General features: G+C 65.3%; 11 protein-coding genes. 7 read left to right on the top strand and 4 right to left on the bottom strand.

Annotated elements, in window-relative coordinates; all coding sequences use genetic code 11:
• Position 1: 1 nt before the first annotated feature.
• Positions 2-1,378, bottom strand: a complete 1,377-nt coding sequence (locus tag ACR9WD_RS14225; protein ID WP_423299240.1) for an MFS transporter — start codon at positions 1,376-1,378, stop codon at positions 2-4.
• Positions 1,379-1,395: 17 nt separating this feature from the next.
• Entirely contained in the window at positions 1,396-1,638 is a 243-nt protein-coding gene (locus ACR9WD_RS14220) for a hypothetical protein (protein WP_434922274.1), read from the bottom strand.
• Between the two features lie 330 nt (positions 1,639-1,968).
• Here ACR9WD_RS14220 and ACR9WD_RS14215 point away from each other — a divergent pair, with 330 nt between their 5' ends.
• The 4 genes from ACR9WD_RS14215 to ACR9WD_RS14200 all read left to right on the top strand — a co-directional run bounded on the left by ACR9WD_RS14215 (position 1,969) and on the right by ACR9WD_RS14200 (position 7,517).
• Positions 1,969-3,471 (top strand): xanthine dehydrogenase small subunit, encoded by a 1,503-nt coding sequence (locus ACR9WD_RS14215; RefSeq protein WP_423299239.1) that lies wholly within the window; start codon positions 1,969-1,971, stop codon positions 3,469-3,471.
• Positions 3,468-5,801, top strand: a complete 2,334-nt coding sequence (gene xdhB / locus ACR9WD_RS14210) for a xanthine dehydrogenase molybdopterin binding subunit (RefSeq protein WP_434922273.1) — start codon at positions 3,468-3,470, stop codon at positions 5,799-5,801. The genes ACR9WD_RS14215 and xdhB overlap by 4 nt, the downstream gene beginning before the upstream one ends.
• 2 nt (positions 5,802-5,803) lie before the next feature.
• A complete protein-coding gene (gene xdhC / locus ACR9WD_RS14205) occupies positions 5,804-6,676 on the top strand; it encodes a xanthine dehydrogenase accessory protein XdhC (protein ID WP_434922272.1) in 873 nt (290 codons plus the stop codon).
• Between the two features lie 91 nt (positions 6,677-6,767).
• Positions 6,768-7,517 (top strand): hypothetical protein, encoded by a 750-nt coding sequence (locus ACR9WD_RS14200; protein WP_434922271.1) that lies wholly within the window; start codon positions 6,768-6,770, stop codon positions 7,515-7,517.
• 54 nt (positions 7,518-7,571) lie between these two features.
• On the opposite strand, the gene ACR9WD_RS14195 is transcribed toward ACR9WD_RS14200, so the two are convergent.
• Together ACR9WD_RS14195 and ACR9WD_RS14190 are read right to left on the bottom strand one after the other, a co-directional pair.
• The gene (locus tag ACR9WD_RS14195) at positions 7,572-12,026 is read right to left on the bottom strand and encodes an FtsK/SpoIIIE domain-containing protein (RefSeq protein WP_434922270.1); all 4,455 of its coding nucleotides are present in this window, start codon (positions 12,024-12,026) and stop codon (positions 7,572-7,574) included.
• A complete protein-coding gene (locus tag ACR9WD_RS14190) occupies positions 12,023-13,069 on the bottom strand; it encodes an RDD family protein (protein ID WP_121867406.1) in 1,047 nt (348 codons plus the stop codon). Before ACR9WD_RS14190 ends, ACR9WD_RS14195 begins: the two co-directional genes overlap by 4 nt.
• Positions 13,070-13,213: 144 nt before the next feature.
• On the opposite strand from ACR9WD_RS14190, the gene ACR9WD_RS14185 reads away from it, so the two are divergent.
• The 3 genes from ACR9WD_RS14185 (at position 13,214) to ACR9WD_RS14175 (ending at position 15,407) form a co-directional block, all read left to right on the top strand.
• Entirely contained in the window at positions 13,214-13,501 is a 288-nt protein-coding gene (locus tag ACR9WD_RS14185) for a WXG100 family type VII secretion target (RefSeq protein WP_038993214.1), read from the top strand.
• Between the two features lie 118 nt (positions 13,502-13,619).
• Positions 13,620-13,943 (top strand): hypothetical protein, encoded by a 324-nt coding sequence (locus ACR9WD_RS14180; protein ID WP_073707728.1) that lies wholly within the window; start codon positions 13,620-13,622, stop codon positions 13,941-13,943.
• 123 nt (positions 13,944-14,066) lie between these two features.
• A complete protein-coding gene (locus ACR9WD_RS14175) occupies positions 14,067-15,407 on the top strand; it encodes a hypothetical protein (RefSeq protein WP_073707729.1) in 1,341 nt (446 codons plus the stop codon).
• Positions 15,408-15,411: the final 4 nt, after the last annotated feature.

Genomic DNA, 15,411 nt, shown 5'->3' with positions numbered 1-15,411 from the left:
CCTAGACTCCGTGCTTCGCGAAGCGGGTGCCGGGTCGCGCATAGGTGAACCATGCGGTGGCCATGAGCAGCAGGTAGGCGGCGATGAAGATGATGAATGCCGTCGTGTAGGCTCCCGTCGTGGAAACGGACAGGCCCAAGGCCTGGGGAATCAGGAAACCGCCGTAGGCGCCGATAGCCGAGATCAATCCGAGCGCGGCGGCCGCCTTGCGGGAAGAATCCACTTGTCCGGCCTGCTGTCCCTGGCCGCTCAGGGCAAACACTGCCGGGATCATGCGATAGGTCGAGCCATTGCCGATGCCGCTTGCGGTAAAGAGCAGCAAGAACAAGGCGAGGAAGACCCAGAAGTTCGCCCGGGGCAGGCTGAGCACCAGCGCGGCAGTAATCAGGGCCATGGCCGCAAAGGTGGCCACGGTGATGCGTGCGCCGCCGAGCTTGTCGGCGATCTTGCCGCCGTACGGGCGGGCCAGCGATGCGACCAGCGGGCCGAGGAAGGCCAAGGTGATGGTGGCGGTGCCCAGCGGCAAGGCGGCGTATTCCGGGAAGGTGTCAACGATCAGCTTGGGGAAGACTGCCGAGAATCCAATGAAGGAGCCGAATGTCCCCACATACAGCGCCGAAATGATCCACAGGTGCTTTTCCCTCAGGCAGGCTACCGCGCCACGGATATCCGAGCGTGCCGATGACAGATTGTGCATGTACTTCCAGGCACCCCACGCGGAGAGCAGAATCAGCGGGATCCAGAGCAACCCAGCCAGCGGGAGCTGCAGCGCCCCGGCGGCGAACACCGTGACAATGACCGGCACGAGCAGCTGGGCGACGGCCGCGCCGAGGTTGCCGCCGGCAGCGTTCAGCCCCAGCGCCCAGCCCTTGCGGGCGGCCGGGTAGAAGTAGGTGATATTTGCCATCGAGGAGGCAAAGTTGCCGCCGCCGAAGCCGGTCAGCGCTGCGAGGCTGAGCATGACCCAGAACGGCGTGGACGCATCGGCCAGCGCGAGCGTTATGCCGCCGGCAGGAATCAGCAGGAGCAATGCGGAAATCACTGTCCAATTGCGTCCGCCGAACCGGGCGACCATGAACGTGTAGGGGATGCGCAGGGTCGCTCCGACAAGGCTTGGGATGGAGATCAGCCAGAACAGTTCGGTGGTGCTGTAGTTGAATCCGGCGGCCGGGAGATAGACCACGATGATGGCGAAAAGCTGCCATACGCTGAAACCGAGGAACTCGGCGAAGATGGACCACCTGAGGTTTTGGCTGGCTACCGCTGATCCTGTGTGCTTCCAGAAGGCAGGATCCTCCGGGGTCCAATTGCTGACCCAGCGTCCCGGCTGGATGTCCAGTGCCTGCGATGTGCCAGGTGCTTCTAGCTGTGCGCTCACGCTACCCGATCCCTTCTCTAGCGTTTGATGCTTCTAAGCTTTTCAAATCGGTATTTCACCGAGGTGCTCATGTTGTTGCGCCGAAGGGAACTTAATTTCACCTGGGAGATCGGGGAGTCGATAGGCGGCTGTAACGTGTTGGAAACCAGGCTGTGACCCGAGCAGATCCGCGAGATCAACTCCAAGCGGTTCTCCAGCGCCATGCCGGCGTTACACACATCGAATACGAAGCCGATGGCCAGTTCAGTTGCCACCGACATCGGTGCTGGGCTACCTGGAATACCTCGCCGGAGAGCCCAAGGCACCCCTACTGGCCTGAGCCGATACGGGCTATAGTAAGGATCCATCGAGGTGGGCTGGCTCACTTCGACGGGTTGGATGCATGTAGAAAATCCGAATTCTGGAGGGCAATCATGGGCGGATGCCTCGCCTGGTCCGAGGGCCAGATCGCGCACGGAGACTGATCGCGCCGCAGCATGCGGCGGCACCTTGCCGAGCCTTGAATCCCCGGCAGGGAGCCAGATCCCGACCATCATCCAATTCATACATGGTGCGTCCGGCGATACCCGGGCGCAGGAGGTGTCAGCGGCATGAGCGCCGAGGCAACGCAAGAGACAAAGTGCCTGGTTACCGTCAACGGGACGGTCCGGGAATTCGACGGACCGCCCCATGCCAACGCGCTGGATTTCCTGCGCGGGCAGCGGTTGATCGGATGCAAGGAAGGCTGCGCCGAAGGCGAATGCGGCGCCTGCTCCATCCTGGTCGCCCGCGGCGACGGGGAGGGCAGCAGGTGGACCGCGGTCAACGCCTGCCTGCTGCCGGCCGCCTCGCTTGACGGCCAGGAAGTGATCACCGCCGAGGGGCTGGGCAGCGTCGCGGACCTGCATCCGGTACAAGCAGAGATGGCCAATCGCGGAGGATCCCAGTGCGGATATTGCACTCCAGGATTCATCTGCTCCATGGCCGCGGAATACTACCGCCCCGAGCGCACCGCCAGCCCCGCAGTCAGTGCGGAGGCCAGCGGCGAGCACGAGTGCGGACCCAATGGCTTCGACCTGCACGCACTGTCGGGCAATCTCTGCCGCTGCACCGGATACCGTCCGATCCGCGACGCCGCCTACGCGCTGCGCGAGCCCGGGAGCGATGATCCTCTGGCTGCCCGGGTGCGGCGTGGCGCCCCCGACCCGGTAGCCACCGACATCCAGCGCGCCGACACCCCCACCGGGGAAGTCGGCCGTTACCGCCGGGCCACCGACCTGGACCAGACCCTGCAGATCCTGGCCGCCGAACCTGGCACCGTACTGGTGGCCGGGGCCACGGACTGGGGCGTGGAAGTCAACATCAAGGGTGCTCGCGCCCGGTCGGTGCTGGCCATCGACCGGCTGCCCGAGCTGCGCCAGATCCACTGGGGCGAGCAGTTCCTGGAACTGGGCGCAGCCTGCACGCTCAGCGAGCTGGAACGCCAGCTCGCCGGGCGCGTTCCGCTTTTGGGCAAGCTCTTCGGGCAGTTCGCTTCCCGGCTGATCCGCAATAGCGCCACCCTGGGCGGAAACCTGGGCACCGGCTCGCCCATTGGCGACACCCCGCCGGCGCTGCTGGCCCTGGAAGCGCAACTGGTGCTCTCCAGCATCAGGGGCAACCGGGTAGTGGCGCTCGCCGAGTACTTCACCGGCTATCGGCAGACCGTGCGGGAGCCGGGGGAGATGATCACCGCGATCCGCATACCGCTGCCGCTGGCCGAACTGACCAGCTTCCAGAAGATCTCCAAGCGTCGCTTCGACGACATCTCATCGGTGGCCGTCGGCTACGCGGTCACGGTGGAAGACGGCGTGATCTCCAAGGCGCGGATCGGGTTGGGCGGCGTGGCAGCAACCCCGCTGCGCGCCAAGGCTACCGAAGAGATGCTGGAAGGAAAGGAATGGACCCTGGATACCATCCGGGCTGCCGCAAGCATCATGGGCGAGGAAGGCACCCCGATGGATGACCACCGGGCCAGCGCCAGCTACCGCAAGGCCATGCTGGCCTCTTCGCTGGAACGGTTCTACGCCGAGCAGCTGTCTCGCTCGGGTGCAGGGCAGGAGCAGAACTCATGAGCCAGCTATCCCAACGCCCCGATAACGCAGTGGTCGGCCAGCGCCACCGCCACGAATCCGCCGCCGCGCACGTCACCGGTACCGCACTGTATACCGATGACCTAGCGCAGCGCCTGGCCGGGGTGCTGCATGCCTACCCGGTGCAGTCCACCTGCGCCCACGCGAAAATCCTGGGCCTGGATGCCAGTGCGGCGCTTCAAGTGCCCGGAGTCGTCCGGGTGATTACCGCGGCAGATATTCCCGGAGTCAATGACCAGGGCGCCAAGCATGACGAGCCGCTGCTGCCGGTGGACGAGGTGATGTTCTTCGGGCAACCCGTAGCATGGGTCTTGGGCGAAGACCTGGAAGCGGCGAAGGCCGGAGCCAAGGCGGTGAACGTCGACTATGAGCAGCTGGATTCTCTGATCACCATCAAGGAGGCCATCGCGGCCGGCAGCTTCCACGGCATCCAGCCCGAGATCGCCAAGGGGGACCCGGAGGCAGGCTTCGCGCAGTCGGCCCATGTCTTCGACGGAGAATTCGAATTCTCCGGACAGGAGCACTTCTACCTGGAAACGCAGAACTCGCTGGCCTCGGTGGATGAGAGCGGACAGATCATGATCCATTGCTCCACCCAGCATCCCACCGAAACCCAGGACATTGTCTCGCATGTGCTGGGCATCAGCGCCCATGAGGTGACCGTGCAAGTGCTGCGCATGGGTGGCGGATTCGGCGGCAAGGAAATGCAGCCCCACGGCTATGCCGCGCTGGCGGCCCTGGGTGCGGTGCTCACCGGGCGTCCGGTGCGGGTGCGGCTGGACCGCACCCTGGACATGACCATGACCGGCAAGCGCCACGGTTTCCATGCCACCTGGAAAATAGGCTTCGACGAGCAGGGCAGGATCCTCGCCCTGCAGGCCCAACTGACAGCTGACGGCGGGTGGAGCCTGGATCTGTCCGAACCGGTGCTGACCCGCGCCATGTGCCATATCGACAATTCGTATTGGATCCCGAACATCAAGGTTTCCGGACGCATCGCCAAATGCCATAAGACCTCGCAAACAGCGTTCCGCGGCTTCGGCGGTCCGCAGGGAATGCTGGTCATGGAAGACATCCTCGGCCGGGTGGCTCCGCAGCTGGGATTGGATCCCAAGGAACTGCGCCGGCGCAACTTCTACACAGAAGGGCAGGACACCCCGTATTACCAGCCGGTGAGGCATCCCGATCGGCTTGAAGCCGCCTGGAACCAAGTGCTCGACTCGGCAGGCATCGCCGCACGCGAACAACAAATTGCGCAGTTCAACGCCACCCATGAGCACGCCAAAAGGGGATTGGCCTTGACCCCGGTGAAATTCGGAATCTCCTTCAACCTCACCGCCTTCAACCAGGGCGGGGCCCTCGTTCTGGTGTACAAGGACGGTTCGGTACTGGTCAACCACGGCGGTACCGAGATGGGCCAGGGCCTGCACACCAAGATGCTGCAGGTGGCCGCCACCGCGCTGGGCGTGCCGCTGTCCATGGTGCGCAACGCGCCAACGCGCACCGACAAGGTGCCCAACACCTCGGCCACCGCGGCCAGCTCGGGCAGCGACTTGAACGGCGGGGCGGTCAAGGATGCCTGCGAGCAGATCCGGGACCGGCTGGCGCAGGTGGCCGCCGGCATGCTCGGCGTTCCAGCACAGGACGTCCGCTTCGGCGGCGGCCGGGTCACCGCGCTGGGCAAGGGCGAAACCCTGGAATGGACGGACGTGGTCAAGACCGCGTACTTCCAACGGATCCAGCTCTCAGCTTCCGGTTTCTACCGCACCGAGGGGCTGCATTGGGACCTGTCGCGGATGACCGGCAGCCCGTTCAAGTACTTCGCCTACGGGGTGGCGGCCAGCGAGGTGGAAGTCAGCCGCTTTGACGGCTCCTACGTGCTGCGCCGCGTGGATATCGTCCATGACGTCGGGGACTCCCTGTCGCCGCTGGTGGATCTGGGGCAGATCGAAGGCGGATTCGTGCAGGGCACCGGCTGGCTGACCTTGGAGGACCTGCGCTGGGACACCTCCGATGGGCCGGGCCGGGGTCGGGTCGCCACCCAGGCCGCGAGCACGTACAAGATCCCGAGCTTCTCCGAGATGCCCGAGATCTTCAACGTCAGCCTGCTACAGAAAGCGCATGAGGAAGGCGCGGTCTACGGTTCCAAGGCTGTGGGGGAGCCTCCGCTGATGCTCGCCTTCTCGGTGCGCGAGGCGATCCGGCAGGCAGTGGCCGCATTTGGGCCCGCCGGCCGCTCCGTGCAGCTGGTGTCCCCGGCAACACCGGAAGCGGTGTTCTGGGCGATCGAATCGGTGCGGGAGGGGCAGTAGCCATGCTCTCGTGGATTGAAGCGGTCACCGCGCTGCGCAATGAGCGGCGGCCGGGCGTGCTGGCAACCGTCACCGCGGTGCGCGGGCATGCCCCGCGCGAGCCGGGCGCAAAGATGGTGATCTCCAGCCAGGAAATCTTCGGGACCATTGGCGGGGGCAACCTGGAGATGGCGGTGATGGAACGGGCCCGCCAGATGATCGCCGTGGGCGAGGGCCAGCCGCAGAGCATCAGCATGAAGCTCAGCGACAAGGCTCCAGCCAAGTTCGGCCGCCAATGCTGCGGCGGCGAAGTCACGGTGCTGCTGGAGCCGCTGCCGGTTGTTGCCACGGTGGCGATCTTCGGGGTGGGCAATGTGGGCATGGAATTGGCCCGCATCCTCTCCCGCCATGACCTGGAATTGCATCTGGTGGATTCGCGCCCGGAATTCCTGGAGGAACTTCCCGTGCTTGAACCCAGCGTGGCGCAGATCCAACCGGCGGTGGCGGTGCTCGGGGAGCAGGTGCTCAGCGCCCTGCCCGACGGTGCCCACGTGCTGATCATGACCCATGATCACGCCGAGGATTTCCACCTGTGCGATGCCGCCCTGCGCCACCCGGGCTTGGGGTCGATCGGGCTGATCGGGTCCAGCGCCAAGTGGGCGCGTTTCCAGAAGAATCTGGGCGCCAGCGGCTTCAGCGATCGGCAGATCGCCGCGATCCAGTGCCCCATCGGGATTGAGCAGGTGCGCGGCAAGCAGCCGGCGGTGATTGCCGTGTCCGTGGCTGCCGAGCTGCTGGCGCGCATCACGGATGCCGCGAAGCAGCCGGTGCCCGACGCAGAACCCGCGCAGAACCCAGAGCCTGCGCGGAGCGAAGCGAAGATGAGAATAGTCTAATGCGGGGAACAAGGAGCACTGCTGGGGAGTTTAATGATGTGAGAGCGGTGCCCCAGCGCACCGCGCCCGCAAAGCCTAGGAGGCCGATTTCATGTCCATGTTCGACAAGCTGCTGCGCAAGGGCAAGCAAATGGCTGGCCAGTATGTCCGGGAACAGCTCAGCCAGCGCAGCTCCAGCAGCGATCAGCGCGGTTATGATCGCGACCAGCGCGGCTACCAGCAGAACACTTCCGGCTACCAGAAGCCTTACCAGCAGCAGCGCCAGGACTACGGCAACCGCGGCTACAGCAATCCGCAGGCTTCAGCCCCTTCGCGCGAAGACCAGGCGGCGATCGAGAAGTACCGCTACATGCTGCGCACCGCTCCGCCGCAGGATATGGAACGCGCTCATGCCGAAGCCTTCGCCCGGCTGACCCCGCAGCAGCGAGAACTGCTGCACCACGAGCTGAACGAGCAGCTGCCGCCGGCAGAACGCCCGAGGACCCAGGATCCGCGGGACCTGGCCCGCTCGGCAACCCGAGCGGAAATCTCGCGTCCCGGATTCATGGACAAGCTCCTGGGCTCCGGCGGCAAGGGCCGCGGTCTGGGCATGGCTGCCGGGGCGGCCGGCGGCCTGGGCGTTGGCCTGCTCGGCGGCGTGGCAGGCGCGTTCATCGGCACCGCCATTGCCGGGCCGCTGCTTGACGGCTTTGCCGGCATTGGCGAAGAATTCGGTTCCATGGCCGATGGCCTGGGCGAAACCGTGGCCGGTGCCGGGGAACAGCTCGGCGGCCAGGCCGAGGGCATGTTCGGCGACTTCCTCGGCGGAGCCGGCGGAGACTTCGGCGACTTCGAGTTCTAGCCCCAGCACAGCGAAGCCGGCAGCAACTGCACGTTGCTGCCGGCTTTTTCGCGCCTACTGCTCCACGAGCGGAAGGTGCACCAGGGTGCGTTGTCCGTTTTGCACCATGAAACCGCGGCCCGGCGGGAATTCGTGGCGCTTGACCCGCGGGAACGGCACCTTGAACAGCGAGTCCCCGTCGTAGGCGTCGGGCTTGAGCGCGATGCCGTGGCGGTTGGACTTCAGCTCGCCGAGCAGCCCGAAGCTGGAGGAGAACGAGTTGATATCCCCATCGGCAATCAGGAAATGATCCGAGCGGTTGATGGCCTTGAGCAGTTCCTTCATCGGACGCTCCGCATCCGAATCGGCGAACTCGGTGAAGTTCTCCACGACAAACACCATCTTGCCCGGCATGGAATCATCCGAGACCAGATCCAGCATGTCCTTGGCGAACTGCCGGGTCTCGGCCGGGCCCGAAGCGGTGCCATTCCACTGCCGCCAGCCGCGCAGCTCGGCGCGCCGGCCGCCGAGGTGGAAGAACTGGGTGGCCGGGTTGGCGCGTTCCAGCGCGGTGACCATGGCGCGCATCGCGTTGGTTTTCCCGCTCTGCGGCGGCCCGGCGACGACGAAGGTGCCGATGGGCTCGAAGCCGCACGGACCCAGTGTGGTGTCGGACAGGCCGATGGCCGGCAGCCCGTTGACCGTGTCGGGCAGCGACGCCGCCGCGAATTCCTGGGGCAGGGTTTCGACCCCGGCCGCCTGCGGGGCACCGGAAGCCGTGAGCTCCTGGGCCCAGCTGGTGGTCAGCGCGGTTTGCTCGGCCACGTTGGCGGTGCCGCCAAGCACCGCAATCTGCGCCTCGTGGCCCTTGATGATGGCCCGGCCGGGCACGCTGCGCTCATTGAGCACATCCTTGGCCACGCCCAGCACGTTGTACGCCTGCTCGTCGGCCATGCGCAGCACCACGCGCTGGGTGATGTTCGCGCTGATCGCGGTGGGCACCGCGCCGAAGCGGTCAGCGGTGGCCACCACGTGGATGCCCAGCGGGCGGCCCTCGCCGACGATGCGCATGAACACCTGGTAGAACTCGCCGCGGCCGTGGCCCAGTTCCCAGTCGTTGCGGAACTGGCCGAAACCGTCGATCAGCAGGAAGATGCGCGGTTCGGACAGGTTGCCGGTCACCTGGCGGTACTCGCTCAGCGAAGCGGCATTCGCGTCCGCGTACCGGGCCGAACGCTCATCGAGGTGCTCGGCCAGGATGCGGAAGACGCGCTGGATGCGCTCCACATCATCGCCTCCGATCACCGCGCCGAGATGCGGCAGCGGTTCAAGCGAGCGCAGCGAGCTGGTCCCGAAGTCCAGCGCGTACACCGCCGCAGTGCCGGCCGCCGGGTTGGCTCCCGCGGCGATCGCGATGCTGCGCAGCGCCGCGGACTTGCCGGCGCCGGAGGTGCCGTAGACCAGCAGGTGGCCGTCGGTGTCGGGTTCGAACCAGGCGGTTTCCTGGGCCTGGTGCTCGGGGATGTCGGCCAGCGCCAGCGGGATCCGGCTGTCCGAATCCGGGGCGAGCTCGCGCAAATCCACGGTGGCCGAGAGGTCATCGAGCCATGGCCGGCGCGGGGCCGGGATCCCGGCGCCGTTCGAGGCGGCGATGAAGCTGGAGACCAGGCGCTTCTGGTCGTTCGGGCCGTTGTTCTCCTCGATGTCCGGCGAGCCGGATTCGGGCTGCTCCCAGACGCGCGCCCCGCCGAAGCGCAGGTCCTCCACGCGCACTTCGGCGGCTTCGGGCTCGTCGGTGGTCCAGCCGCCGGCGTACCCGGACTGGAAGGGCACCAGCCGGCCCGGGCCGGTCTTGGCGATGCCGCGCCCGGGCAGCGACGGGTCGAATCCGGCGGCGATCGGGTCCTCCACCACGTCGTTCGAGTCCGCGGCATCGGCCATGCGCAACGCCACGCGCAGGTTGGTGTTGGCGCGCAAATTGTCCTTGATCACGCCCGCAGGGCGCTGGGTGGCCAAGATCAGGTGGATGCCCAGGGAGCGGCCGCGCTGGGCAATGTCCACCACGCCGTCCACGAATTCCGGAACCTCTCCGGCCAGGGCGGCGAACTCGTCGACCACCAGCACCAGGGCCGGCGGGGTTTCCGGGTCCTGGCGCTTTTCCAGTTCCAGCAGGTCCTTGGCCTTCTTGCGGTGGAAGAGCTTCTCGCGGTGGTGCAGCTCGGCGCGCAGGCTGGTCAGCGCGCGGCGGACCAGATGCGGGGAGAGGTCGGTGACCAGCCCGACGCAGTGCGGCAGCTCCACGCAGTCGGCGAAGGCGGAGCCGCCCTTGTAGTCCACGAACAGGAAGGTCACCCGGTCGGGGCTGTATTCGGCGGCCATTGCCAGCACCCAGGCCTGCAGGAATTCGGATTTGCCCGAGCCGGTGGTGCCGCCCACCAGGGCGTGCGGGCCCTGGGTGCGCAGATCCAGGCTCATCGCATCCGGGGTGCCCTGGCCGATGAAGGCGCGCAGCGTCCCGGCGCGCTTCAGCCGCGGCCGGGGGCCGGTGGCGGCGCGGTCGATCACCGAGTTGTTCTGCTTCCAGCGTTCGAGCACCGCATCCGGGGATTCAGCCAGGTCCGGGCCGAGGATGCGCAGCAGCGACACCGAATCCGGGATGTCCGAGGAATCCGGGACCAGCGAGCTGGAGTCCACGATCGGGGCCAGACGGCGGGCGAAGTGCTCGGCATGCTCGCGCGAGACCCCTTCCACCGACACCTTGACCGCTTCCTCGCCGGCACGCACCCAGCCCACGCGGGCATCATCCAGGCCGTCGGTGACGTCCACGAAGGTGCGGCAGGCGGCGGGCAGCGACTGCACGGTGGGGGCCACGAAGATCGTGTAGATGCCCACGGCTGGCCCGCGCTCGATGATCTGCGAAAGCCGGGCGCGGTCCACCGGGGCGTCGTTGGTCACGAAGAGCACCAGCGAAAGGTCCTTGGCGGTCGGCACGCCGGTGGACTGCTCGCCGGCTTCCCTGCCCAGCTCCATGGAGGTGTGCCGGGTGGACAGCGGGCCCAGCCGGTAGGCGGACGGGTCGTTGCGCCGGGCGATGAGCTCTTCGAGCGCGTTGACCAGCACGGTGCCGGAGGTCTGCGTATCGGCCAGCGCCACCTGGGCCAGCGGGGAGCGCGGGCCGGTGGTGTGCGGCAGCCATTTGAACCATTCAAGGTCCTCGGTCCAGGCCGGGTCGATGATCGCGGCGGTGCACAGGTCATTGGGCGCGTGCAGGCCGAATAGCTGCACCGCCAGCGCGCGCAGCGCATCGGCGGATTGCAGCCGCGGCCCGGCAATGCCGATGGCGCCGGCCGAGGGCAGCAGCTCGATGATCGGCACATCCTCGATCATCCGGTATTGCGCGGTGAGCTCGTCGACCCGTTCCACATATTCCTGCATCCCGGTCCGGTCGGCCAGCTCGGCGACGGTGGTGCGGCTGCGCGCGGTTCCCGAGCCCAGCCGCAGCGAGAGGAAGTTCCAGTGCTCCGGGCGACGGGTCCACAGCAGCGGGCCCAGCGATTCGGCCTGCTCGAAGACGGTCGCGGTGGCGGGGGCCTCGCTGCGCCGGTGCGCGCGTTCGGCTTCCTCCCCGGCCAGCAGGCTATCTTCCAGCGCCTCGAATTGCCGTTCGAAGGTCTCGATTTCCAGGCGCAGCTTGTTGTTGCTCTGGGTGCGCTGGCCGATCAGGTTGCCCAGCATCATCAGCGGCGAGATCAGCACCACGATCAGCGACAGCGCGCGTTGGGTGAGCGAGAAAATTGTCAGGCCCATGATCAGCGGAGCGAAGATCATCGGCCAGGGGAAGAGCTTGGGGCTGGCTTCCTGCGGGATCGCCGGGCGCGGCAGTTCCTCGCCGGGGTAGCGGACCTCCACCCGCGGGGAACGGTTGAAGAGGATCGAGCCGCCCTTCTCATAGACCGGGGAATGGCCGGTGGCGGTCCCGGGCAGCAGCTCGAAGAAGACCTCGGTAGCACCCAGGGTGATCAGCTGGCCGGGGATCACCGCGACGCGCTGGGCCAGCCCGCCATCGACCAGGATGCCGTTGGCGGAGTTCAGGTCCACCAGCTCGATCTTGCTTCCCACCTCGATGCGCGCATGCCGGGTGGAGACCATGCGGTCGTTGAGCACCACGGTGGCTTTCTCCGAACGCCCCACATAGGAGGTGCCGGCGGGCAGCGCGAAGGCCATGCCCGCATCCGGGCCGTTGGCCACGCGCAGCACCGCTGCCGCCGAGCCTCCCGAGACGAAGGCATCGGTGGTCGGCACGACCTCGATGCTGAAGCCCGAACCCAGTTCGGCCTCGGCCAGCGGGGTGTGCGGATCGAGCTGCACCGGTGCGGTGCCAGCGGCGGTGGCCAGCAGCGTGGGATGCTCGGGAACCTGCTCCCCGGCCAGGGCGCGGGCTGCATCTCCCACGGTGGCGGTGGCATCGCAGGTCAACACCACGTCGATGGTGCTGGTGTCCGGTCGCCTGAGTGTGGCCTTGATTTTCACTTCGCGGTCTCCTGGAAGGTAATGCGGAAGGTACGGCTGCCTATCTGGACGACATCCCCGTCATTCAGATGCAGGCGGACATTGGGTGGTGCATTGCGCGGGGCGCGGGAGGCGGCGGTGACCTGCGTGCCGTTGCTGGAACCCAGATCCATGATCCAGGCATTCGCCCCGTCGCAGCCGAAGGCCAGGTGCGTTTTGGACAGCAGCCGTTCCGGGTCCTTCAGCGCGACCAGCAGCTCATTGCCGGACTCTTCCGTGGCCTGGGGCGCACGCCCGATCAGCCCGGATTCGGGAACGGGGAGATAGGACCCGTCGTCAAAGGCGAAGGCCGCGCGGCGGACGGTTCCCGTCTGCGGCGCAGCTGGCGAATGCCAATCGCTGTTCTGCGCTCCGATGATGCCCGCGGTGGATCGGGGACGCGCGGGCACTGCGGCGTCATCGTATATGTCGTCTTCGGCGGACGTGCCCAGCGATGGCAGATGCTCGGAAATGTCCCGGTCCGGGCGGGAGAGCAGGTATTCGGTGCGGGCCAGCGCCCGCGAGTTGGTCGGATCCAGGCCCTTGCGGATATCAACCACGTAGGTTTGGGCGATCTTGTCCAGCCAGCTGCGGCGGTGGTCCCGGTCGAAGAGGCAGGAGAGCAGCATCAGCAGCGGGCCGATGACCGGGATCAGATGGCTGAGCAGGAAGACGAACGAGGCAAGGAGGATACGGCCGAAACCCGGGGCGGCGAATGGATCCAGCCGGGTGGCGCGCAGGCGCATCGCGGCCTTGCCGGGCGAGGAGCCCTTCCGGCTGTTCATCATGAGCAGGACCACCAGGTAGACCAGCAGCAGCAGTGCGCTGACCCCGGACAGGACCAGCGGGACCGTGGAGTAGTGCCCGGTCACCAGGAAAATGATGTATCCGATGCCTGCGGGCAGCAGCGCTGCCAGCGAAACGGCGTAGTCGATGAGGTAGGACCAGATCCGCAGGCGTGCTTCGGCTGGATGCATTCCGAGCATGGAGGATCTGGCGAGTGCTGCTGCTGAAACTACGTCCATGGGATCTTTCTACTTCAGTTCGTTGCCGGCTTGCCACGGGGAGTTCTCCCCATTGAGAGCAGGTCGGCTGCCACACTAGTCTAGTCTGTGGACGAAAAAAGTGGCCCGGCAGCCGGGCCAGTCGACAAGTTGAGGAGCATTGTTGTGACTGATTTCAAGGCTAATTATGGCGAAATGGAAGCCATGGCATCGAAGCTTGACACCGGGCGCGAGGACTTGGACGGCGTGCTTGAGCAGCTGCAGTCCGGCGTGGACAAGCTGCTCGGCGAGGACTTCACCACTGAGCACGCTTCGGGCCAGTTCGGCGAAGGCTACAAGGACTTGAACGACGGCTTGAAGACCGCGTTCGATGGCATCAACGACATGGCCACCGCGCTGCGCGACATGATGACCCAGATCCAGGACACCGACCGCGGCATGGCCGGCCAGTAGCCGGACGCAATTTTCCGGCTGATGTGGTCGCCTCGTTATTCACGGGGCGACCACATTTCTGATCATGCTGCGTGCATGAGTCGAAGTGGACGTTTGGATTTTAAGGAGTCGTTGCCCCGTGGCCGATGAGATATACCTGGCTCGCCTTGACGAGATCGTGACCAACCTGCACACCGGCATCCAGGAATTCAAGGATGCCTCCGACATCGCCAAGGGCATCGCCGAATCCGTAGGCTCGCCCATGGGAAAATCCGATCTCAAGGATCGCGTCAGGGACTTCGAGAATGACTGGAACAAGAACCGCGGTGAGCTCGTGGATAATCTCACAACCGTTCATGATCATTTGAAGGACATCAAGGAGGGGTTCGAAAAGTGGGACGAGGACACCATGAAAGCTTTCCTGAACTCCGCAGCTGATGATCAACCCAAACCCAAGAAGTAGACGGGAATTGCATCGAGAATGAGCTTGCAGTCACCATATACCCAGATCACCCTCCAGCTCATTGAGGGGGACGCCGGTAGCCTCCTGACAAGCGGACAATCCCTCATAGAATCGGGCAAACGGATGGACGTCTCCGCCAACCGCCTGGAAGCGATCAGCGAGGGAACTGGCGACCTGAAGTCAGACGCGGTGGACAAGGTTCGCGAGGCTGCGGGTGAGGTGTTCCCGGATCTGCGCAAGGCCGCAGACCGCTACCGCCTCACTGGCACGGCGCTCGAGAAGTATGCCAAGAAACTAGATAATGTCCAGAACTCGATGAATGGCGAATCGACCCCGCGGGGCGGCGCGGACTGGTACCCGTCCATGAGCTCCTTGATCAACGCCATCGAAGAAGCCAACCAAACGGCTGAGAACAAGAGGGACGCCGAGGAGACCGCACAAGATTCCGTGGATGATGCCGACGGAGGGCTCTTCGGCATTGGCGAGGGCACCGATGAGGAAAAAGAGCAGGCAGCCAGTGACCTGACCACGGCTACCACGGCGCGTGAGGAGGCCGAATCCAAACTCAACAAGCTCTGGGGCAAGTTCGATGGCCGAGTTTCCTACTGGGAAGACGCCTTCGACGATGCGGTGTCCGATATCGAGAAAGCGTTCGAGATCGCTGACAACCAGGACAAATGGTACGACCACCTGGCTGATGCGCTGAGCATTGCCGGCTTGGTCCTGTTCGTTGTTGCGATTGTGGCGACCGGGCCGTTGGCCCTTGTAGCAGCCGCTCTGGCCTTGGTTGTCGGGATCGCGGCGCTGGGCATCGAGATATACAAAATGGCTATCGGCGACGGCGATTGGACATCATTGATCATCGCGGCAGTCTCGATTATCCCCTTTGGCAAGGCTGGGGGCGCGCTTTTCAAGTTCGCCAAGACGCCAATCAAGTCACTTGTCAACGGCTTTGGCAAAGCCAAGGGGCTACCCAAGGCCATCAAGAACTTGAGCTTCAAGGATTTGAAGGGCTTCGCCATGCCCTTCTCGAAGGCCAAGGGGATCGTGCGCAACTCGGTCGGCGATGCCCTCCCGGTGGCCTACAAGAAGCCGACGGGAAGCACATGGAACAAGGTCAAGACAAGCTTCTCGAATTCTTGGAGTGAGATGGTGCACCCGTACCGGCAGTGGCAAGCCGGCCGGGAATTCATCGAGGGCTACCAGCACAAATTCCAGAACCGCCAGTTCACCGAACGATTCACGGAAAACATACTTGTGGGTTACAAGGACTCGCGGAACTATGTGCTTGCAGATTACATCGTCGAGAATTCGAAAATTGCCGGTCCGGAAGCTATTGAATGGGCCACGAAAGTCCGCGGAGGTCGCGACGAAGCATTGCTCACCGGTACTGTTGATTTCTTGGGTGGCACCTTCTTCACCGTTTACGGAACAGGCCAAACGGCCAAGAACATGACGGTGTAACGTT

Source organism: Glutamicibacter sp. PAEs-4, assembly GCF_051161755.1.
Classification (GTDB): Bacteria; Actinomycetota; Actinomycetes; order Actinomycetales; family Micrococcaceae; genus Glutamicibacter; species Glutamicibacter nicotianae.
Note: the sequence above shows the minus strand (reverse complement) of the source record. Positions and strands in the feature narration are given on the sequence as shown.

Coding starts and splice junctions, on each gene's coding strand:
- ACR9WD_RS14220 (WP_434922274.1), bottom strand. CDS start 1,638: ATGTCGGTGGCAACTGAACTGGCCATCGGCTTCGTATTCGATGTGTGT.
- xdhB (WP_434922273.1), top strand. CDS start 3,468: ATGAGCCAGCTATCCCAACGCCCCGATAACGCAGTGGTCGGCCAGCGC.
- xdhC (WP_434922272.1), top strand. CDS start 5,804: ATGCTCTCGTGGATTGAAGCGGTCACCGCGCTGCGCAATGAGCGGCGG.
- ACR9WD_RS14200 (WP_434922271.1), top strand. CDS start 6,768: ATGTCCATGTTCGACAAGCTGCTGCGCAAGGGCAAGCAAATGGCTGGC.
- ACR9WD_RS14215 (WP_423299239.1), top strand. CDS start 1,969: ATGAGCGCCGAGGCAACGCAAGAGACAAAGTGCCTGGTTACCGTCAAC.
- ACR9WD_RS14190 (WP_121867406.1), bottom strand. CDS start 13,069: ATGGACGTAGTTTCAGCAGCAGCACTCGCCAGATCCTCCATGCTCGGA.
- ACR9WD_RS14175 (WP_073707729.1), top strand. CDS start 14,067: ATGGACGTCTCCGCCAACCGCCTGGAAGCGATCAGCGAGGGAACTGGC.